Here is a 19,986-nt window from a genome sequence, read left to right on the forward strand (position 1 = left end):
AAGGGCGCCTTCCCTTCCACCAGCGGGGCCCTGCATGACCCCGGATGGTGGACCGATGGCGCGTGGCCCACCCTGCATCCCGGGTCGGTCCGACGTGGCCGGTGGCGGCCCATCGCCAATCAATTCGCTCTTGCGGGGAAAGCACTCAGCACTCCTGTACAAGGAGCCGCCCCGCCACCTGTGATTGACTGCCCCGTGGCCGCCCGAGCCGGGCCGGCCGGTCACACGAACCCCACGCACAGGCATGAGCATGATCCGTCTAGGCAACGCATGGGTGTCGCTGGAGCGGCGCGAAGCCTTCCACGAGGACGCCCCGGTCCGCCTCGGCAGCCGCGCATTCGATGTCCTCGAGGCGCTGCTGGCGGCGCCCAACCGGCTGGTGACCAAGGACGAGCTGATCCGCAGCATCTGGCCGGACACCGTGGTCGAGGAGAACAACCTGCAGGTGCACGTTTCCACCCTGCGCAAGGCCCTGGGGCTGGACCGCCAGATGCTGGAGACCATCCCCGGGCGCGGCTACCGCCTGAACCTGGCGCAGATCACCCGCGTGTCGGTGGGCACCGAAGCCAACGCCGCCGACGCCTACCCCCCCGGCGAGGAGCTGCCGAAGGTCCATGTCCATGTGGTGGACGACGAGCCCGCCGTACGCGCGGCCCTGGTGCGCCAGCTGCGGTCGGCGGGCATCAGCGCCATCGGCCACGAGTCGGCGGAGGCCTTCCTCGGCCACTGCGACTTCACCCTGCCGGGCTGCCTGCTGCTGGACGTGCGCCTGAGCCAGGGCAGCGGCTTCGACCTGCAGGCCGAGCTGATCCGCCGCGAGGCACCGCTGCCCATCGTCTTCATGACCGGCTTCGGCACCATCGACATGTCGGTGCGGGCGATCAAGGCCGGCGCCGAGGGCTTCCTGACCAAGCCCTTCGATGAGCGGCAGTTGCTCGGCAACGTGCACGAGGCGATGCGCCAGGCGGCCGCGCGGCACGCCGAAAGCCGTCGCCTGGCCGCTGCGCGCGAGCGCTACGCGGGGCTGACGCCGCGCGAGCAGGAGGTGTTCCTGCTGCTCCTGGAAGGCTGCATGAACAAGGAAATCGCGGCGCGACTGGGGCTTCAGGAAGTGACGGTCAAGGTGCACAAAAAGCACATCATGACAAAACTGGGCACACGCACGCTGGTGGACCTGCTGCTGGTGGGTAAGATGCTCGGCAGGCTTCCCGAGCCGCATCAACGCAGCGATCCGCAGGCTTGAAAGGGCTCGCGGACATGCTGTCGGTGGCGCCCCCTTCCTCCCACCGTCCAAGGCCCAGCATGCGCGTCGTGTGTGTGATCGACGACGACCCTTCAGTCCGCAAGGGCGTCGCCAACCTCCTCAAATCCGAGGGCTACAGCCCGGTCTGCTTCCAGTCCGGCGAGAGCTTCCTCGCCTCCCCCTGGAAGGAGCAGGCCGACTGCGTGCTGCTCGACCTGTGCATGCCCGGCCTGCAGGGCCAGGACGTGCAGCGCAGCCTCAACGCCCGGGGCAGCAGGGTGCCGGTGATCTGCATGTCGGCCCGCGCCAGCGAGCAGGCCATCGGCCTCGCGCGGCAACAGGGCGCAGTGGGTTTCATCGCCAAGCCCTTCACCGCCGAGGTGCTGCTGGCGGCCATCGGCGAAGCGCTGCTGGGGCAGCCATGACGCCACCGCCGCGCGCCGCCATCGCCCGCCAGGGGGACGCCGACGACCTGCTCGCCTTCGACGAAGAGCGGGTGGCCCGGGCGCGCTGGGAGCGTATCGACGAGCACGATGGCCTGACCCGTTGGCGCCTGCATGACGCCACCTCGCAGCGGCGCTGGCTGCTGGTCGGCGCCGGCCCTCGCGCCTGCGCCAGGGAGCAGGCCCGGCTGGACCGCGAATACGCCATGGCGCCCTGCCTGGACGCCGCCTGGGCCGTACCGCCGCTGGCCCTGCTGACGACGCCGCGCGGCCCCGCGCTGCTGCTCGACGACCAGGATGGCCGCCCACTGTCCGGCCTGATCATGGGGGCGCTCTCGGTGGAGCGTTTCCTGCGCGTGGCGGTCGCCGCCGCCAGCGCCCTGGCCCAGGCGCACCGTCGCGGGCTCGTGCACCGCGACATCCGCCCGGAGAACCTCTTCCTCGGCAGCGACGGCGAAATCCGCCTCACCGGCTTCGCCTTCGCCGTGCTGGGCGAAGGCTGCCCGGACGCCCCCCTGCACAGCACCGACAGCAGCCTCGCCTACCTCGCCCCGGAGCGGGCCGGCCGCCCCGGCGCTCCCGGCTCCCAGCGCGGCGACCTGTACGCCCTGGGCGTGACCTTCTACCGGCTGCTCACCGGCCACCTGCCCTTCAACGCCAGCGACCCGGTGCAGTGGCTGCACATGCACGTGGCCGTGCCCGCCCCCGCCATCGCCCGCTGGCGTCCGGGGCTGCCCGCCGCGCTGGAAGAGCTGGTCGCCTGGCTGCTGCACAAGCAGCCGGAGAAGCGCCCCGAGTCGGCCCTGGCGCTGGAAGCCGAGTTGCGCCGCTTCCTCAACGAATGGCGCGAGCTGGGCAGCATCGGCCGCTCCGACGCCCAGCGCGACAGCTCCCCCGGCCGCCGGCCGAGCGCACCGCTGGTGGGCCGTGAAGCCGAACTGCAGACCCTGCATGCCGCCGTGCGCCGCCTGCAGCGGGGGTGCGGCGGCGCCCTGCTGATCGAGGGCGAGCCCGGCATCGGCAAGACCACCCTGGTGCGCCACCTGTGGCGCAACCTGCCGGCCGACACCCTGCTGTTCGCCAACGGCAAGTGCGAGCAGGCCCGGCACAACCTGCCCTACGCGGTGCTCGCCTCGGCGCTGTCCTCGCTGTTCGCGCGGCTGGTGGGCGAGTCGCCGGAAGACGTGAAGCGCTGGGGCCGGCGCCTGCGCGATGCCGTGGGCGAGCACGGTGACCTGGCCGCCCGCGTGGTGCCGGAGCTGGAATGGCTGACCGGCCCCCTCGGCAGCGCCGGTGCGCCACCGGTGAGCGAGGCGCGGCGCCACCTGCACGGCACCCTGCAGCGCCTGCTGGGGCTCATCGCCCGGGCCGAGCACCCGCTGATCCTGTTCCTCGACGACGTGCAGTGGATCGACCCGGAGAGCCTGTCCTTCCTCGAAGAGCTCGGCCCCACGCTTTTCGACCACCTGCTGCTGATCGCCGCCTACCGCGACGAGCCGCTCGGCGAAGCCTCCCGCCTGCCGGCGTTCATCGAACGTTGCCGCGCCCTGGGCGGGCGCACCCTGGAGCTGCGCCTGCACCCGCTGGCGGCCAGCGAGATCGCTACCCTGCTGTCCAGCGAACTGGACCTGCACCCTGCCGAGCGCTCGCTGCTGGCCGGGCGCCTCAGCCAGCGCGGCAACGGCAACCCGCTGTACGTGTCGCAGGCCATCGCCGTGCTGCGTGAAAGCAGCGAACGGCCCGAAGCGCCGCCGGCGCTGTTCGACGATGTCGCCGCGATGATGCGCTCGCGCCTGGAGCGCCTGCCCGAGCGCACCCGTCGCGCCCTCGGCCGCCTGGCGCTGCTCGGCAACCACACGCCCCCGGAGGCGCTGGCGCTGGTCAGCGGCACCGACGTGCCGCAGCTGTTCAACCTGCTGCGCCCGGCGTTCAAGGCGGGGCTGGTGGGCGAATACCAGGACGGCCTCGCCTTCACCCACGACGCGGTGTGGGAGTCGGCCCGGGCGCAACTGCCCGAAGCCACCCGCCAGGCGATGCACCTGGCGTTCGCCCAGGCGCTGCTCGACGCCCTGCCCGCCGCCGCCCTGCCCGAGGCCGTGTTCCGCGTCGCCACCCAGGTGCTGGCCATCGGCGGCGAGACCCTGGACGCCTCCCGCCGCCTGGACTTCATCGAACTGCTGATGCACGCCGCGCGGCTGGCCAAGGCCTCCGCCGCCGCTTCCACCGCGCTGGCCTACCTGCACCACGCGGCAGAACTGCTGCGGATGCAGGTGCCGCACCACGAATCGCTGGGCCGCGCCGTGGAGCTGCTCTACGCCCAGTGCCTGATCCTCAGCGCCGACTACACGGCGGCGGAAGCCTGCATCGGCGTGCTGCTGGCCAAGGCCGACGGCCACACCGAGCGCTGCGAGCTGCACAGGCTCAAGTGCGAGATCAGCTGCCTGCGCGGCGACTACGCCGGGGCGGTGCACACCGCCATCGACGGCCTCGCCTCCCTGGGTTTCGCGCTGCCCCGGGACCCCGGCGACGAGGAGACCGAGCAGGCCTGGCGAGCCGTGGAGCGGGCGCTCTCGGCGCAATCGCCAGCGATCCTAGAACGCCTGCCCAGGGTGCGCGAACCGCAGTTGCTGGCGACGCTGGAGCTGCTCGCCAGCATCGTCATCCCCGGCTCGTTCATCCACCCCAACCTGATGCTGCTGAGCACCTGCCGCCTTCTCGAACTCAGCCTGCAGCACGGCATGAGCGCCGCCGCGGTGCACGCCCTGGCCTGGCTCGGCGTGAGCATCGCCCAGCGCCATGACGCCTGCCGCGAGGGCTTCGAGCTCACCGCCCTGGCGCGGCGCCTGGCCGACCAGGAGGGCTACGCCTCCGCGCGCATCTCCACCCTGGTGGCGCTGGACCAGGTCAGCGCCTGGACCCGGCCCCTGCCCTTCGCCCTGGAATGCGCCGAGACCGCCTACCGCCAGAGCCTGGCCCAGGGCACCCCGAGCTTCGCCTGCTACGCCAACACCCATGTGGTGTCCGACCTGCTGGTACTGGGCGCCCCCATCGAGCGCATGCTGCGGCAGATCGACTCCGGCCTGGAGCTGGCGCGCAACCTGGAGTTCGTCGACGCGCAGACCATCCTCTACACCCAGGCCCTGTACATCCGCCGCCTGGCCGGCGAGGTCGGCACGCCCATCCCCATTCCCGCCCCGGAGGCCATCGCCGAACGCGTCGCGCAGAGCAGCATGGGGCCGCTGCATTTCTGGTGGCAGCTGTTCGAAGGGCTGTTCCACTTCCTCGAAGGCGCCTTCGAGCGGGCCGCCGGCCACCTGGACCGGGCCTGGGCGCTGACCTGGGCAGCGCCGGTGCACATCCACCAGATCGACCTCGCGCTGTTCACCGTGCTCAACCGCGCCGCACTGCAGAGCAGCAGCGGCGTGGCCCAGGACTTCGAGCAGCCGCTCGGGCGGCTGCGCCTGTGGGCCGGCACCAACCCGCGCTATTTCGCCGACCGCCTGGCCCTGGCCGAAGCCGAGGTGCTGCGCATCGGCGGGCAGGACATGGCGGCCTTGCAGCACTACGAGGACGCCATCGCCAAGGCCACCCAGTGCGGTGCCATCCATATCCGCGGCCTGGCCCACGAGCTGGAGGCGCGCCACCTCGCCGCCCTCGGCCTGGCGTTCGGCGCCCAGACCCACCTGCGCCTGGCGCGCGACGCCTGGCGCCGCTGGGGGGCGAAGAAGCTCGCCGACCAGTTGGAGGCGCAGCACGCCTTCCTCCGTGAGCAACCCGCCGTGCCGCCCCCGGGCGTCGTGCTGCCGGGCGCGCAGCAGCTGGACATGGTCGCCATCACCCGCGCCTGCCAGGCCCTGTCGCGGGAGATCGAGCCGGACGCGCTGATCAAGACCCTGCTGGCCAACACCGCCATGCATGCGGGTGCCACCTATGCCGCGTTGCTGCTGGCCGATGCCGGGGCGCTGCGGGTCGAGGCCAGTGGCCTGGCCGACGCCAGCGGCATCGACATCCGCCTGCGGGCCAACCCCACCGCCACCGACGCCGCGCCCCTGAGCCTGGTCGCCCACGTGATGCGCCACCGTGAATCGCTGGTGCTCGACGGCACCGAGGCGCTACGCCGCTTCGAGGACGACCCCTACCTGCTGCGCCTGGAATGCGCCTCGGTGGCCTGCGTGCCGCTGCTCAAGCAGAACGAGACCATCGGCGTGCTCTACCTGGAGAACACCCTGACGCCCGGGGCCTTCGAGCCGGCGCGGGTGGACGTGCTGGAGCTGCTGGCGGCCCAGGCGGCCATCTCCCTGAGCAACGCGCGCCTGTACACCGACCTGCTGGCGGAAAACCGCAGGCGACGCCTCGGCGAGGACACCCTGCGCCGCACCCAGGCGCTGATGGCCATCGGCCAGGCGGTGAGCCGCTACAGCACCTTCGTCTGGCGCCCCGCCGAGGAGCCCTCGCCCTGGACGCGGCGCCTGGTGGCGGAACTGGGGCTGCCGCTGCCCGGTGGCGGCGATCCGCTGCACGACCCGGCCCTGCTGGTACACCCCGACGACCGCCTGCGCTTCCACACCACCCTCGCCCACGCCGTCGAGCAGCACGAGGCCTTCCGCCTGGAGTTCCGCACCCTCGAGCTGGACGGTGGCCCACGCTACCTGGAGCTGGCCGGCGAACCCGACGACGGCGCCGAGACCTTCATCGGCGTCATCTCCGACATCACCGAGCGGCGCCGCACCGAGACCGACCTGCGCACCGCCCGCAGCGAGCTGGAGCGCACCGCCCAGGCCACCGTGCTCGGGGAGCTGGCTGCCTCCATCGCCCACGAAATCAACCAGCCGCTGGCCTCGATCCTCTCCAATGCCGGTGCCAGCATCCGCTGGCTCGAGCGGGCCCGCCCGCAGATCGACGACGCCCTGGAAGGCATCCGCGACATCCTCGCCGAAGGCCAGCGTGCGGCGGGCATCGTCACCGCCGTGCGCGCCCTCGCCCGCCAGGCGCCTCCCGACCACGCGCCCGTGCAGGTGGACGAGGTGATCCGCTCCGTGCTCGCCATCACCCAGGCCGACATCCACGACAAGCACGTCAGCGTGACCCTGGCGCTGGCCCACGACGCCCGCGCCCGGGGGGATGCGGTGCAGCTGCAGCAGGTCATGCACAACCTCATCACCAATGCGGTGGAAGCCATGCAGTCCCTGCCACCGGGCGCGCGGCGGCTGACCATCGGCTCGCAACGGGTGGGTGGGGAGATCCTGGTGACGGTGGAAGACACCGGCCCCGGCATCGCCGCCGAAGACCAGGCACGGGTGTTCCAGGCCTTCTACAGCACCAAGGCGAGCGGCATGGGCATGGGCCTGGCGATCTGCTCCTCCATCGTCGCCGCCCACGGCGGCACCCTGCGCGCCACCCAGGGGCGCCATGGGGAAAGCCTGTTCTTCTTCACCCTGCCCGCGCTCGGCGAGGCTGAAGGGCGCATTCAGGACGTTTAAGGCTCCCCAAAGGACGCGACGGCAGCGAAGCGGCAGGCTGGTGCCACCTTGCACAGGAGAGCCGCCATGACCGACCTTGCCGCCCCGGTCGCCACCCTCGACCACCGCACCTACGAACTGCTGCTGTCGCTCAAGGACAGCCTCCAGGCCCCCGAACCGGCGAGCGGGCCATCCCTGCAACAGGCCAGCCTGCAACTCTGCGAACACCTGCTGCAGCGCTACCGCGCGCCCCTGCCGGCCCGCTGCGAACGGGTCGCCCTGGCGCCCTGGCAGGAGCGCAAGGCCAAGGAGATCATGGCCGGCAGCCTGTCCTCGCGGCTGTTCATCGCCGAGGTGGCCGAGCAGTGCGCGCTGTCGCGCAGCCACTTCTCCCGCGCGTTCAAGAAGGCCACCGGGCTGTCGCCCCAGGAGTGGTCACTGCACTACCGCATCCGCCGCGCCAAGGAGCTGCTGCTGAACCCGGGCATGCCCATCTCGCGGATCAGCCAGGAATGCGGCTTCTCCGACCAGTCGCACTTCTGCCGCGTGTTCAACAGGCTCGAAGGCACCACCCCGAACAAGTGGCGGCGCTTCCACATGCCCGATATCCAGGCCGCCAGTGCCTGAGCCCTACCCCAAGGGGTAATACCCGGAGGGGTAGACCCGATCGCAGTCGTCGTGAAACGAAGCGAAGTTGCAGCCACAGCCGAAGGCCGGCGAGCGGCCTTTGGCGGCTGAAGCCGCTCCTACGGAGGAGCCCCCGCCAATCCCTGGCCCATTACCCGCGACCGCGCTGCCTGTACCCCGCCGGCGACTCGCCCAGGTGCTGGCGGAACACGCGGCTGAAGGACGCCTGGCTGGGGTAGCCGACGTCCAGCGCGATGGCGCCGATGCTCATCGCCGTGCCTTGCAGCAATTGCTGCGCGCGCTCCAGGCGCAGGCGCGTCACCAGGGTGGCCGGCGGGGTGCCGGCGAGCTGGGTGAAGCTGCGCATGAAGCTGGAGCGCGACATGTTCGCCTCGGCCGCCAGCGCCTCCACCGTCCACGCTCGCGAGAGGTCCGCCAGCAGCGCCAGCGCCGCCTTGCCCAGGCGCCGGTCGCGCAGCAGGGCGAAGATGCCCGGCAGGTCCTGGCGCGCTTGCAGGTAGGCGCGCATCACCAGGGTGAAGAGGATCACCGAGAGCCCGTCGACCATCACCTGGTTGGCCACCTCCTCGCCCTCGGCCTCCAGCCGCATCAGCTCCACCACCGCAGCCAGGCGCCCCTCCGGGGCGCCGCCGGCCTGCACCACCAGCACATCGGGCAAGGCCTCCAGCAGGGTCGCGCGCGGGCTGTAGTGGATGCGCCCGCAGAGCATCTCGAAGCCCTCCCCGCCCTGGCCGATGCGCAGCAGCGGGATGCGCCCGGGCTCCTCGTGCGGGGGTGTCGCGGTGCGCAAGCGTCCCGGCTGGTCTGCCTGCAGCAGGTGGGAATCGCTGCGCGGCAGCAGCAGGATCTCACCCGCGCGCAGGCGTCGGGGCGGCTGGCCGGCGAGTTCCAGGCGGCACTCGCCGCGCAGCAGGATGTGGTAGCTGGCCTGGCCCGCCGGCAGGCGTGGGTGGTCCAGGGCCCAGTTGCCGTGCAGCTGGCAGCGCAGGTCCAGCACGCCACGCAGGTTGGCCAGGTCGATCAAGTGGTCGAATGCATGCATTGGGACGTTTCGGCAAAGGGATGGGCAGGAATGCAAAACGCCGGGAGCGCGCCAGCGGGAAACTCTCCTCACCGGCCGATTACCGGCCCCGTGCAAAGCTAGGAGAAGCCATCATGCTGTTCAACTGGTCCGACTACGTTCCCGCCGTGAAGAAAGCCTTCGGCAAGCTCGGCAAGTCCCATCCCAAGATGCTCGCCGCCTACCAGGCCCTGGGTGCCGCCGCCAGCGATGGCGACGCGCTCGACGCCAAGACCCGCGAACTGATCGCCATGGCCGTGGCCATCACCACCCGCTGCGACGGCTGCATCGGCGTGCATGCCGAGGCCGCGCGCAAAGCCGGCGCCACCGAGGCCGAACTGGCCCAGGCCCTGGCCACCGCCATCTCGCTCAACGCCGGCGCCGCCTACATCTACTCGCTGCGTGCCCTGGAGGCCTTCGAGCAGACGGCCTGAGGCCGGTAGCTGAACGACGCCGGAGTCAGAGCAGCACGCCCTTGATCGGCTGCTCCGGCTCGGGCGCCGGCTCGTCCAGTAACTCCAGCACCGTGATCTCGATGTTGCGGCACATGGCATTCAGCGGCAGGTCGTTGGGCTGGGTGTCGAAGGGGTCGGAGATCTGGTCGCCCAGGGCGTCCAGGCCGAAGAAGGTGTACGCCAGCACGCAGACCGCGAAGGGCGTGAACCAGCCGATGGCGTCCACCAGGCAGAACGGCAGCAGGAAGCAGTACACGTGAACGATGCGGTGCAGCATGAGGATGTAGGGATAGGGGATGGGCGTGTTCTTGATGCGCTCGCAGCCGCCCAGCACATAGGACAACCGGGTCAGTTGCTCGTCGAGGGTGGCCTGGACCATCTCCCCCGCCCCCGCTTCGCGGCTCGCCGCCATCACCCGCTGGCCGATCAGGCCCAGCAGCGCGCTGGGCACGTTGCCCTTGCCGGCCAGTTGCGCGCGGGTGGGCTCGTCCAGCAGGCGCTGCACGTCGGCACCATCGCCACCGCCACGCAGGTGGTCGCGCAACGCATGGCTGAAGGCGGCCAGCGCATCCACCAGCCGGCGGCGCTCGGTTGGCGCCATGGCCGGGGTCAGGCTCAGCAGCTGGCGGGTCAGGTTGCGGGTGACGATCAGCAGCTCGCCCCACAGCGTGCGCGCCTCCCAGAAGCGCTGGTAGGCCACGGTATTCCTGAAGCCGAGGAAGATCGCCAGGGTCAGCCCCCAGAGGGTGAAGGGCGTGGCGGTGAGGATCACCTTGTAGTGATAGAGCGTGCCGTGGGTGGCCACCACCACCGAGCTGATCAGCACGGTGAACAGCACCTTGCGCCAGATGGCCGGGATGATCGACCCCTTGAGGGAGAACAGCAGGACCGGGATCGAAGGATTCTGGGGGCGCGTGATCATCGGATAGGGCTCGGCAGGTACGGCGGGGATGGGCGCAACTATAGAGCCTGGCGACCCCGTTTGGCCTGCGACGCACAGCAGCACCCGAGGTGCGGGCAACGCAAAGTGTACCGCTCCGGCCGTTCGCAACTGAGCATTGATCGGCATCGCTGTATAAAATTCAATACTGCGCTTCGGTACCGTGCCGATACAGCCTTGGAGGGCAAGAATGACTGCATCAGCAGCGAAGGAAGCCGTGGGCGAGCTCTACAGCCTGGACGCCATGAAGTACGCGCAGAGCATGACCTGGCGCGCCATCGAACAGCTTTCGGCGCTGATTCGCCCCGGCATGCTGGAATCCGAGGCCACCGCCCTCGGCAAGCAGGTGCTCACCGAGCTGGGCATGCAGCGCATCTGGCACCCGCTGCTGGTCCGCTTCGGCGCCAACACCCTGAAGACCTTCAAGCAGCGCTCCGACGGCGACCTGCGACTCGGCGAGCACGACATCTATTTCATCGACCTGGGCGCGGTGTGGGACGGCCATGAAGGCGACGCCGGCGCCACCTTCACCACCGGCAATGACCCCGAGATGCTGGCCTGCGCCGCCGCCTGCAAGACGCTCTTCGACCAGGTCGAGCGCTACTGGCGCGAAGAACACGTGGCCGGCCAGGAGCTGTACCGCTACGCCGCCGAACAGGCCGAGGCCATGGGCTGGATGCTCAACCTGGACATCAAGGGCCACCGCGTCAGCGACTTCCCCCACGCCATCTACCGCGCGGGCGACCTGGGCGACTTCGCCGCTTGCCCCAACGTCGGCCTGTGGATCCTGGAAATCCAGCTGGCCCACCCGCAGCGGCCCTTCGGGGCGTTTCATGAGGACCTGTTGGCATGACCGACCACACCGACGCCACCGAGTTGCTGTTCTCCTACGGCACCCTGCAGGACAAGGCCGTGCAGCTGGCCAACTTCGGCCGCGAGCTGCAAGGCCAGGCCGACGCCATGCCCGGCTATCGCCAGGACTGGGTGGAGATCACCGACCCGGACGTGCTGCGCAGCAGCGGCAAGACCCACCACCCTATCGTCCAGCCCAGCGACGACCCAGCCAGCGAGGTGGCGGGCACCGTATTGCTCATCACCGCCCGGGAACTGGCGGCTGCCGATGATTACGAGGTCGACGACTACAAGCGTGTACGGGTGACGCTCAAGTCCGGCACCCCGGCCTGGGTGTATGTGAAGGCTTGAGCCGCCCGCCCATCCATGCATGCAGCCCCAAATGCAGCCGTAGGATGGGTAGAGCCGAGCGAAACCCATGCTGCGCGCTGCACGGAGTTTGACCTTGCGTAGGGTGGATGACGCTCTTTTCATCCTCCAGCGGAGTGGCCGGCGAGCACGAACGGTGGACCGGTGAAGCGTGGTCCACCCTACGCCCAGATGACCGTTGTGCCGTCGAAATGATGGGTTTCGCTGCGCTCTACCCATCCTACAAGTGCGGCACCGCAGGGTGGATGGCGCTCTTTTCATCCACCAATCGGTGCCGCCGGGAGGCACCCAAGGTGGACCGATGCAACGCGGCCCCCCCGCATCCCCCTACCCGGGTCAGAAGTCGTACCGCGCCGTCATCCCCAGCGTCCTCGGAGTGCCGAGCACGCCGGTGTAGGCGCCGTTCGGCGAGTTCCACAGGGTGGTGTAGTAGGTCTTGTCGAAGGCGTTCTTCAGCCACAGCGACACGTCCCACTGGCCGTCCCCCAGGTCGCCGCGCACGCCGGTGGCGAGGTTGACCAGCGCGTAGCTGGGCAGTTGGGCGTAGCGTGAGTCATCGATGGTACCCACCGCGTGGGAGCGGAAGGCGTAGCTGGCGTTGAGGTACGGGCGCACCGTCTCCAGTTGCCATTCGTAGGTGCCGTTGCCGTTGAAGATCCACTTCGAGGCGCCGACCACGTTGTGCCCGCTGAGGTCGCACGAGGCCGGTGCGCCGGGGCGCAGGGCCACTTCCGCCGGGCAGGGAGCGTCCTCGTAGGCGAGGTAGCGCACGTCGTTGTACGAGCCGTTGGCGTTCAGGGTCAGCCCGCGAATCGGGCGCAGGGTCGCCTCGAACTCAGCGCCCCGGCTGCGCACGCTGCCGGCGTTGGTTAGGTAGCTGGTGAGGTTGGCGTCGTCGTAGGCGTTGGCCTGGTAGCCGTGGACCACCGTCCAGAACAGGTTGGCGTTGAGCTGCAGGCGGTTGTCCAGCAGCGTGCTCTTGATGCCCAGCTCGGCGTCGTTGGCGCGCTCGGTGCCGATCAGCAGCGAATCCGCCCCTGCCACCGGGGCGCTGGCGACGCTGAGGTTCACCCCGCCGGATTTCTCGCCATGGGACAGCGAGGCGTAGCCCAGCACCCGGTCGTCGAAGCGGTAGGCCAGGCTGAGCAGCGCCGAGGGGCTGAAGCTGTACTGCGCCAGGTCGCCCGAGTCGTAGGTGCCGACCCGCGCATTGCGCACCGAGGCCGCCGCACCGCTCACGGCGGCGCCGCCCACGGGGGCATTGCGCCCGACCCGCGCCTGCTTCTCCTCGTAGGTGCCGCGCACCCCGGCGGTGAAATCGAGGCGCTCGGTGAGGTGCCAGGTGCCCTGGGCGAACAGCGCGAAGCTGTCTGTATCGATCCAGCCCTTGCCGATGCTGGTGACATCGTTGAGCGCACCGGCCGGCGTGCCGTTCCAGGTGTCGGCCAGGGGGCCGTAATACGTGAACACCTCGTTACGCATTTCCTGGCGGAAGTAATAGGCGCCGAGCACGTAGTCGAAGGCGCCGCCGGTGGGCGATGCCAGGCGCAGTTCCTGGGAATACTGCTTGTCGCGGGCGGACTGGCCGACGTTGTCCATCACCCGCACATTCAGCTCATCGTCGTTGCGCGGGGTGAAGTCCCACCAGCGGTAGGCGCTGATGGAGGTCAGGGTGAAGTCGTTGGGCAGCGTCCAGTTGGCCTCCAGCGAAGTGCCGCCCTGGAACACCTTCACGCTCTGCTCGGCGTCCAGGTTGACGTGGCGCCCGCGCACCAGGGTCGCGCCCACGGCGGCGGCGCGCTGCTCGTAGCGGTTGACGCCGTTGATGGTCGGCCCGGTGCTGAACAGCGAGCGCGTCCCGGCGCTGGAATCCTCTTCGTTGTAGTCGGCGATCCAGCGCAGGTTGAACGCCTCGTTGGGCTCGAACAGCAATTGTCCACGGAAGCCCTGGCGGGTGCCGCCGCCCAGGGTGTGGCCGTCGTGCTCGTTCTCCACGTAACCGTTCTCGCGGGTGCGGTAGGCCGACAGGCGCCCGGCCAGGGTCTCGCTCAGGGGGCCGGAGAAACTGCCCTGGTTCTGCACGTAGCCGTCCTCGCCGATGGAGCTGGAAACCCCGCCCTCGGCAGTGAAGCTGGGCTTGCGCGTGCCGATGTTGAGCACGCCGGCGGTGGTGTTCTTGCCGAACAGCGTGCCCTGCGGGCCGCGCAGCAATTCCAGCTGCTCGATGTCCAGCAGGTCGAACACCGCCATCCCCGGGCGCCCCAGGTAGACGTTGTCCAGGTAGATGCCGGCGCTGCCTTCCAGGCCATCGCTGGCCGGGTTGTTGCCCAGGCCACGGATGGACAGGCTCGACTGCCGCGCATGCATGAAGGCGACGTTGAGGCTGGGCATCGCCTGTTGCAGGTCCTGCACGCGGTACAGGCGCTGCTCCTCCAGGGTGCGCGCCGAGAGCACGGTCATCGGTGTCGGCACCGACTGCGCCTCCTCGGTGCGGCGGCGGGCATTGACCGTCACCGCTTGCAGGGTGGTGTCATCGGCCGTGGCGGCGGGCGTGCGCTCGGCCGCCGAGGCCTGGCCCGGTGCGCAGGCCAGGGCGATCAGGGTGGGTGCCAGCATCCGCAGGGCGGACGCGCAGGGGGGCCGGTTGAAGGGCGTGGTCATCATGGACTCCGGTCATGAGTGGACCCTCGCTGCGCGTGGTCTGCGTAAGCGTGATCGGGTGCTTGTCGTGGGTGGATGGGTGAGGCCGCGCGGTCAGTCGCGCAGCCAGGGAATGTCCCGCGCCGGGTAGCGGTGCGCGCGGAAGATGGCGTTGTTCTCGCCCGGCAGGTAGGCGCGCGAGGCGGCGTCCGGGTAGGCGGCGAAATGCGGGTTGATGTACTCCCACACCACGGCGCCTTCGCGGGTGACCTCGAACAGCCGGCCGAAGTTGGCCTCGGTGATCAGCGTGTTGCCGTTCTCCAGGCGCTGGGCACCGCCCATGAAGGGGGTGAAGAAGGCGTAGCCGGGGGTGTCGGCGTACTGCCATTCGATGCGCTGGGCGATGGGGTCGACCTCGATCACCCGCGAATGGGGCATGGAGATGTGCGGGCGCGAGATGCCGTTGTCGAACACCAGCACGCGGCCGTCCTCCAGCTCGCTGGGGCAATGCTGCTGGGCGACGATGTCGTGGCCCAGGCGCCAGAGCACGCGGCCGCTGGCCCGCTCGACGGCGATCACCGAGGAGACGCTGCGCAGGCTGAGGATCACCTTGCCGTCGCGCCCCGGGCTCACCGCGTTGGTCATCGGCCAGTGGTAGCGCTCGAAGCAGTCGTGCAGCGGGTAGTCCTCCGGCGCCAGGTGCTCCCAGCTGCGCCATTCCCAGAGGGTGGCACCGGTGCGGTCGACTTCCTTGACCACGTCGCCATAGATCACCCCGCCCGGCGCCTCGCTGCCGGGAATGCCGCCCAGCACGCGCGCGGCGATGGCCTTGGGCAACGGCTCGGCGGTGGTGTAGAGCAGGTTGCCGTTGGCCAGCCACTGGGCGTCGTGGTGATGGGCGAGATCGGTGTGCTGCCAGACCACCTCGCCCTCCGGGGTCACCTCGGAGAAGGCGCCGCCGTGCCACACCGACCAGCCCGGGAACAGCTCGGGCGAGTCCGGGTGGTTGCCGTTGTAGCCGAGGTTGCCGTTGGCCAGCAGCACCGCATCGCGGCCGGGGCGCTGGGGCAGTTGCCAGCGGTGCACCTCGTTGCCGTCGATGTCGATGAGGAAGACCTTGCCGCCGGCGGTCTGCGGGGCGAACAGGGTGTAGCCGCCGGCGCTGCGCTCGTGGTCGACGGCGATCAGGCCGGTGGCGTGGCGGCGCAGGGTGGTGGAATCGAGTGGGGGCATGGGGTTTCTCCGGGTGAGCGCCGCCCTGCCGGCGGGTGCGGCATGGCGATCGGGCTGGGGGTCAGTGGGCGCTGGGCAGCAGGCGGTTGTAACGGTCGTCGAAGGCCTCGCCCACCTGCAGCGGCCGGGGGATCAACCGCGCCTCGGCGAAGGCGTCGGCCAGGCGCTGCTGCAGGGCGCTGACGCGGCCGTCCAGGGGCACGTAGCGCAGGCTCTGCTGCTGCAGCATCTCCTGCACCAGGGGCAGTGGCAGGCTGGTGACGCCGGCCAGGTGCTCCGCCCAGGGGCCGGGGTTGGCAGTGGCCCAGGCCTGGGCGCGGGCCAGGCGCTGGACGAAGTCGCCCAGCAGGTCGGCCCTCAGCGGATCGTTCAGCGCCGCCAGGCTGGCCACGGTGAAGTTGAGGCCGGTCTCGGGCCAGGGGCTGCCATCCACCAGGCGTCGCGCGCCCCGCGAGGTGGCCTGGCCGACGAAGGGGTACCACACCGCCCAGGCGTCGAGGCGGCCGCTGGCGAAGGCGTTCTGCGCATCCACGGGGCTGGCGTAGAGCACCTGGATATCACCGATCTTCAGCCCCGCGCCGGCCAGCGCGGCCAGCAGCAGGTAATGGCCGCTGGACCCCTTGGCCACGGCGACGCGCTTGCCCTTGAGCTCGGCGACGCTGTGCAGGGGCGAATCCGCCGGTACCAGCAGCGCGTTGTTGTTCTGCGCGCCTTCGGCGGCGGCGATGATGCGCACGTCGAAGCCACCGGCCTGGGCGAACACCGGCGGTGCGTTGCCCACCACGCCCACGTCCACGGCGGCGGCATTGAGCGCCTCCATCAGCGCCGGCCCGGCGGTGAAGGGGTGCCAGTCGAGGCGGTACGGCAGGTCGCGGTCCTCACCCGCCGCCGCCAGCAGCGCCTGGATCAGGCCGCTCTGGTCGCCCACCTCCAGCTCGGCGCCGGCCAGCTCGGTGGCGGGCCGGGCCGCCAGGGGCGACGGCTCGGCATGGGCCAGCCCGGCGCACAGCAGGGCGAGCAGGGGCAGGTGCTTGGCAGCGGAAACAAATCGGCGCATCGTCGCGGGTCTCTGAATCAAGGCTGGCCCCAGTATGTCGACGCCCCGCGCTCGCCTCCATGTCAAACACCCCACCTTTTCTGCCATCGCGGCGCCCCGCTCCGTGCTGGTCCTGGCCTTCCCCGGTGCCCTGCTGCTGAATGCCGCCGGGCCCCTGGAGGTGTTCGCCGCCGCGCCCCGGGTGCTCGGTGGCGAGCTGGCCGAGCACCCGCCCTACCGCGTGGTGCTGGCCTCCCCCGAGGGTGGCGAGATCGAGACCATCTCCGGCATCCACGTCTGCACCCGCTCGCTGGAGCAGGTGGCGCGCGAGGTGCCGGACATCGACACGCTGATCGTCATCGGTGGCCCGGGCGTTTCGCGGCTGGAGACCGATGCCGACGCCATCGCCTGGCTGCGCCGCCATGCCCCCAACGCTCGCCGCCTGTGCTCGGTGGGCACCGGCGCCTTCGCTCTGGCCGCCGCCGGCCTGCTGGACGGGCGCCGCGTGGTGACCCACTGGAAGTTCGCCGAGGACCTGCAACAGGGCTACCCGGCGCTGCGCGTGGAACGCGACGCGCTGTACCTGCACGACGACAACCTGTGGACCTGCGGCGGCGCCTCGGCGGGCATCGACCTCGGCCTCGCCCTGCTGGAGCAGGACCTCGGCCCTCACGCCGCCCTGGCACTGGCGCGCTACTTCACCCTGTTCATCCACCGTTCGGCCGAGCAGCCGCAGCTCAGCGCCTCGCTCAAGGCGCAGAGCGACGCCCTGCGCAGCGACCGTGACCTGCGCCTGGTGCGCCTGCACGCCTGGATGGCGGAAAACCTCGATGCCGACCTGCGCGTCGAGCGCCTGGCCGAACGCGTCGGCATGAGCCCCCGTCACTTCGCCCGCGCCTACGCCGCCGCCACCGGCGGCACCCCGGCCCAGGCCGTGGAAACCCTGCGCCTGGAAGCCGCCTGCCGCCTGCTGGAAACCAGCGCCGAGCCCATCAAGCGCATCGCCGAAACCACCGGCTTCGGCAACGAGGAACGCATGCGCCGCAGCTTCCAGCGCCAGCTCGGCACCAGCCCCCTCGCCTACCGCGCCCAGGCCCGTGCCCCGCAACAGACCGACAGCCTCCCCGCCCAGGGCCAGACCGGCTACCGCCATGACAACCGCCTCGCCATCGCCCTGGAGCAGCTGGCGCAATAGGGGCCGGCAGCGGCAGCACCCCGTGGGAGAGAATTCGTTCGCGAAGGAGCGGCCAGCCACTCGCGGCCACGTGCCTGCGGGAGATCTTTCGCGGCTGAAGCCGCTCCCACAGGGCAGGCCTCGCTGCGCGAGGCGCCAACCTAGGAGTGCCAGGACAGAGGTCCCGTAGGAGCGAGCTCTGCTCGCGAAGCGCTTGCTGGAATCTGTCGGAGCGAATTCATTCGCGATGGAGTGCCCCGGGGAACACCGTGGGAGGGCAGCCCTGCGGGCTGCTTGGCGACTGAAGTCGCCCCTACAGTCGCCCCGGCAGTCGCCGTACGATCGCCCCTACGCGGCACGTGGCGGTAACGGCGAACCGTTATGCGCTAACGATCTATCAATCTAATTTTTGCATCCTTCAGGGAATTAAAGAGGCGCTCTATAGTGCGTACCCCAGCCCTCCCCGCACGTCCGGAAGCGTGCTCGCACAAGGATTCCTGCATGTCCCCTCGCCTGTTGTTCCCCGCCCTCCTCCTGGCCCTGGCGGGATGCGCGGCGACGCCGCCCGCGTCGGTCCACACCACCAACCCCACCAGCTCCACCCTGCAGGGCGACGCCTCGCGGCCGGCGCAGGCGCATTGGCTGCGCACCGAGCTGTATTTCTCCGTGGGCCCGCTGGAGGGTGGACCGGGCAGCGTCAGCCCGGCGCGCTGGCGCGAGTTCATCGACCAGGAGGTGACGGCACGCTTCCCCGACGGCTTCACCGCCTATGACGCCTACGGCCAGTGGCGCGACAAGGGCGCGGCGCAGCCCGAGCGCCTGAGCACCAAGGTCATCGTCATCCTCCACGAGGACACCCCGCGCCACGACGCCGATATCGAGGCCATTCGCCTGGCCTGGAAGCGCATCACCGGCGACCTCTCGGTGCTGCGCCTGTCGCAACCGGCGGACGTGTCGTTCTGATGGCCGACTACCGGGAAACCCTCTACGAGGGCTACGGCCAGCAACTGCGCATCGATGAGCTGCTGCATGAAGGCCATACCGACCAGCAGCACCTGGTGATCTTCCGCAACGCCCGCTTCGGCCGCGTCATGGCCCTGGACGGCGTGCTGCAGACCACCGAGGCCGACGAATTCATCTACCACGAGACGCTGGCCCACGTGCCGATCCTCGCCCACGGCGCGGTGCGCCGGGTGCTGGTGATCGGCGTCGGGGACGGCGGCATCCTGCGCGAGATCGTGCGCCATGCCGGCATCGAGGAGATCGTGGCGGTGGAGATCGACGCCGAGGTAATCGCGCTGTGCCGCGAGCACCTGCCGCAGCATTCGGCCGGCGCGCTGGACGACCCGCGCCTGCGCCTGGTGATCGGCGACGGGCTGGATTTCGTCGCCACCACCGAGGAGCGCTTCGACGTGATCATCAGCGACTCCACCGACCCGGGCGGCCCCGCCAGCAGCCTGTTCGGCGCCGACTTCTACCGCAACTGCCAGCGCTGCCTGAACGCCGACGGCGTGCTCGCCACCCAGAACGGCGTGCCCTTCCTGCAGCCGGACGAGCTCAGCAGCACCGCGCGCCACCTGGCGGCCACCTTCGCCGACTGGAGCTTCTTCCTCGCGGCGGTGCCCACCTACATCGGCGGCGCCATGAGCTTCGGCTGGGCCAGCAACAGCCACCGCGCCCGCGCCACCGACCTCGCCACCCTGCAGCAACGCTTCGCCGCCAGCGGCCTGCGCACCCGCTACTACAACGCCGAGGTGCATCAGGCCGCATTCGCCCTGCCGCAGTACATGCGCGAGTTGATCGGGGGGTGAATTTCCCCGCGCAGGCGCCAGGCCGGGCGTAGGGTGGACCGCGCTTCATCGGCCCACCTTTCGGGCTCGCCGGCCACTCCGCGTGGTGGATGGAAAGAGCGCCATCCACCCTACATCTACCCGCAACATGTGCCCGCAAACACGACTCGTAGGATGGCGTAGAGCGCAGCGAAACCCATCATTCCGCAGCCACAGCGGTTACCTGGGCGTAGGGTGGACCGCGCTCTATCGGTCCACCTTTCGGGCTCGCCGGCCACTCCGCTTGGTGGATGAAAAGAGCGTCATCCACCCTACGTCTGCCTGCGACATGTGCCCGCAAACACGCCCCGTAGGATGGCGTAGAGCGTAGCGAAACCCATCATTTCGGAGCCACAGCGATTATCCGGGCGTAGGGTGGACCGCGCTCTATCGGTCCACCTTTCGGGCTCGCCGGCCACTCCGCGTGGTGGATGGAAAGAGCGTCATCCACCCTACGTCTGCCTGCGACATGTGCCCGCAAACACGCCCCGTAGGATGGCGTAGAGCGCAGCGAAACCCATCATTTCAGAGCCACAGCAATTATCCGGGCGTAGGGTGGACCGCGCTCTATCGGTCCACCTTTCGGGCTCGCCGGTCACTCCGCT

At 70.2% G+C, this 19,986-nt stretch carries 15 protein-coding genes; 10 read left to right on the plus strand and 5 right to left on the minus strand.

Annotation, left to right across the window (positions count from 1 at the left end):
- Positions 1 to 250 precede the first annotated feature (250 nt).
- From ACYJSS_RS20740 to ACYJSS_RS20755, 4 genes are all read left to right on the plus strand, one after another.
- The gene (locus tag ACYJSS_RS20740; RefSeq protein WP_111262558.1) at positions 251 to 1,243 is read left to right on the plus strand and encodes a response regulator; all 993 of its coding nucleotides are present in this window, start codon (positions 251 to 253) and stop codon (positions 1,241 to 1,243) included.
- A 59-nt stretch (positions 1,244 to 1,302) separates the two neighbouring features.
- A complete protein-coding gene (locus tag ACYJSS_RS20745; protein ID WP_373875161.1) occupies positions 1,303 to 1,668 on the plus strand; it encodes a response regulator transcription factor in 366 nt (121 codons plus the stop codon).
- Positions 1,665 to 7,166 (plus strand): trifunctional serine/threonine-protein kinase/ATP-binding protein/sensor histidine kinase, encoded by a 5,502-nt coding sequence (locus tag ACYJSS_RS20750; RefSeq protein WP_236206402.1) that lies wholly within the window; start codon positions 1,665 to 1,667, stop codon positions 7,164 to 7,166. The genes ACYJSS_RS20745 and ACYJSS_RS20750 overlap by 4 nt, the downstream gene beginning before the upstream one ends.
- 66 nt (positions 7,167 to 7,232) lie before the next feature.
- Entirely contained in the window at positions 7,233 to 7,772 is a 540-nt protein-coding gene (locus ACYJSS_RS20755) for an AraC family transcriptional regulator (protein WP_236206403.1), read from the plus strand.
- A 151-nt stretch (positions 7,773 to 7,923) separates the two neighbouring features.
- Here the strand turns inward: ACYJSS_RS20755 and ACYJSS_RS20760 are convergent, their stop codons facing one another.
- Positions 7,924 to 8,835 (minus strand): AraC family transcriptional regulator, encoded by a 912-nt coding sequence (locus ACYJSS_RS20760; protein WP_236206404.1) that lies wholly within the window; start codon positions 8,833 to 8,835, stop codon positions 7,924 to 7,926.
- Positions 8,836 to 8,948: 113 nt separating this feature from the next.
- Here ACYJSS_RS20760 and ACYJSS_RS20765 point away from each other — a divergent pair, with 113 nt between their 5' ends.
- Positions 8,949 to 9,287, plus strand: a complete 339-nt coding sequence (locus tag ACYJSS_RS20765) for a carboxymuconolactone decarboxylase family protein (RefSeq protein ID WP_021220047.1) — start codon at positions 8,949 to 8,951, stop codon at positions 9,285 to 9,287.
- Between the two features lie 25 nt (positions 9,288 to 9,312).
- On the opposite strand, the gene ACYJSS_RS20770 is transcribed toward ACYJSS_RS20765, so the two are convergent.
- Complete coding sequence (locus tag ACYJSS_RS20770; RefSeq protein ID WP_043242100.1) at positions 9,313 to 10,230, minus strand: bestrophin family protein; 918 nt, start codon at positions 10,228 to 10,230, stop codon at positions 9,313 to 9,315.
- Between the two features lie 208 nt (positions 10,231 to 10,438).
- Here ACYJSS_RS20770 and ACYJSS_RS20775 point away from each other — a divergent pair, with 208 nt between their 5' ends.
- Both ACYJSS_RS20775 and ACYJSS_RS20780 read left to right on the plus strand, forming a co-directional pair.
- On the plus strand, positions 10,439 to 11,101 hold the full coding sequence (locus ACYJSS_RS20775) for a M24 family metallopeptidase (RefSeq protein WP_236206405.1): 663 nt from the start codon (positions 10,439 to 10,441) through the stop codon (positions 11,099 to 11,101).
- A complete protein-coding gene (locus tag ACYJSS_RS20780) occupies positions 11,098 to 11,451 on the plus strand; it encodes a gamma-glutamylcyclotransferase family protein (RefSeq protein WP_111262519.1) in 354 nt (117 codons plus the stop codon). Before ACYJSS_RS20775 ends, ACYJSS_RS20780 begins: the two co-directional genes overlap by 4 nt.
- A 354-nt stretch (positions 11,452 to 11,805) precedes the next feature.
- Here ACYJSS_RS20780 and ACYJSS_RS20785 read toward each other — a convergent pair whose 3' ends face one another.
- The 3 genes from ACYJSS_RS20785 to ACYJSS_RS20795 form a co-directional block, all read right to left on the minus strand.
- Positions 11,806 to 14,130: a TonB-dependent receptor gene (locus ACYJSS_RS20785; protein ID WP_373875162.1), complete on the minus strand. Its 2,325-nt coding sequence runs from the start codon at positions 14,128 to 14,130 to the stop codon at positions 11,806 to 11,808.
- A gap of 93 nt (positions 14,131 to 14,223) precedes the next feature.
- Positions 14,224 to 15,342 carry an aryl-sulfate sulfotransferase gene (locus ACYJSS_RS20790; RefSeq protein WP_236206406.1) on the minus strand — a complete coding sequence of 373 codons (1,119 nt, stop codon included), beginning with the start codon at positions 15,340 to 15,342 and terminating at the stop codon, positions 14,224 to 14,226.
- A 61-nt stretch (positions 15,343 to 15,403) separates the two neighbouring features.
- Positions 15,404 to 16,399 (minus strand): ABC transporter substrate-binding protein, encoded by a 996-nt coding sequence (locus tag ACYJSS_RS20795; protein ID WP_236206407.1) that lies wholly within the window; start codon positions 16,397 to 16,399, stop codon positions 15,404 to 15,406.
- Positions 16,400 to 16,502: 103 nt separating this feature from the next.
- Between ACYJSS_RS20795 and ACYJSS_RS20800 the strand changes: the two genes are divergently transcribed.
- The 3 genes from ACYJSS_RS20800 (at position 16,503) to speE (ending at position 19,363) form a co-directional block, all read left to right on the plus strand.
- Positions 16,503 to 17,573, plus strand: coding sequence for a GlxA family transcriptional regulator (locus tag ACYJSS_RS20800; protein ID WP_236206408.1), 1,071 nt, complete (start codon positions 16,503 to 16,505; stop codon positions 17,571 to 17,573).
- A 480-nt stretch (positions 17,574 to 18,053) separates the two neighbouring features.
- The gene (locus tag ACYJSS_RS20805; protein ID WP_111262524.1) at positions 18,054 to 18,515 is read left to right on the plus strand and encodes a DUF3574 domain-containing protein; all 462 of its coding nucleotides are present in this window, start codon (positions 18,054 to 18,056) and stop codon (positions 18,513 to 18,515) included.
- On the plus strand, positions 18,515 to 19,363 hold the full coding sequence (speE, locus tag ACYJSS_RS20810; RefSeq protein ID WP_236206409.1) for a polyamine aminopropyltransferase: 849 nt from the start codon (positions 18,515 to 18,517) through the stop codon (positions 19,361 to 19,363). Before ACYJSS_RS20805 ends, speE begins: the two co-directional genes overlap by 1 nt.
- Positions 19,364 to 19,986 lie beyond the last annotated feature (623 nt).

The sequence above is a fragment of the Pseudomonas sp. No.21 genome, assembly GCF_054558415.1.

Bases quoted from the DNA above. Each gene is read 5' to 3' on its own strand.
- ACYJSS_RS20765 (WP_021220047.1), top strand. From the start codon at position 8,949: ATGCTGTTCAACTGGTCCGACTACGTTCCCGCCGTGAAGAAAGCCTTC.
- ACYJSS_RS20755 (WP_236206403.1), top strand. From the start codon at position 7,233: ATGACCGACCTTGCCGCCCCGGTCGCCACCCTCGACCACCGCACCTAC.
- ACYJSS_RS20750 (WP_236206402.1), top strand. From the start codon at position 1,665: ATGACGCCACCGCCGCGCGCCGCCATCGCCCGCCAGGGGGACGCCGAC.
- ACYJSS_RS20780 (WP_111262519.1), top strand. From the start codon at position 11,098: ATGACCGACCACACCGACGCCACCGAGTTGCTGTTCTCCTACGGCACC.
- ACYJSS_RS20770 (WP_043242100.1), bottom strand. From the start codon at position 10,230: ATGATCACGCGCCCCCAGAATCCTTCGATCCCGGTCCTGCTGTTCTCC.
- ACYJSS_RS20805 (WP_111262524.1), top strand. From the start codon at position 18,054: ATGTCCCCTCGCCTGTTGTTCCCCGCCCTCCTCCTGGCCCTGGCGGGA.
- ACYJSS_RS20760 (WP_236206404.1), bottom strand. From the start codon at position 8,835: ATGCATGCATTCGACCACTTGATCGACCTGGCCAACCTGCGTGGCGTG.
- ACYJSS_RS20790 (WP_236206406.1), bottom strand. From the start codon at position 15,342: ATGCCCCCACTCGATTCCACCACCCTGCGCCGCCACGCCACCGGCCTG.
- speE (WP_236206409.1), top strand. From the start codon at position 18,515: ATGGCCGACTACCGGGAAACCCTCTACGAGGGCTACGGCCAGCAACTG.
- ACYJSS_RS20745 (WP_373875161.1), top strand. From the start codon at position 1,303: ATGCGCGTCGTGTGTGTGATCGACGACGACCCTTCAGTCCGCAAGGGC.
- ACYJSS_RS20795 (WP_236206407.1), bottom strand. From the start codon at position 16,399: ATGCGCCGATTTGTTTCCGCTGCCAAGCACCTGCCCCTGCTCGCCCTG.
- ACYJSS_RS20775 (WP_236206405.1), top strand. From the start codon at position 10,439: ATGACTGCATCAGCAGCGAAGGAAGCCGTGGGCGAGCTCTACAGCCTG.
- ACYJSS_RS20785 (WP_373875162.1), bottom strand. From the start codon at position 14,130: ATGACCACGCCCTTCAACCGGCCCCCCTGCGCGTCCGCCCTGCGGATG.
- ACYJSS_RS20740 (WP_111262558.1), top strand. From the start codon at position 251: ATGATCCGTCTAGGCAACGCATGGGTGTCGCTGGAGCGGCGCGAAGCC.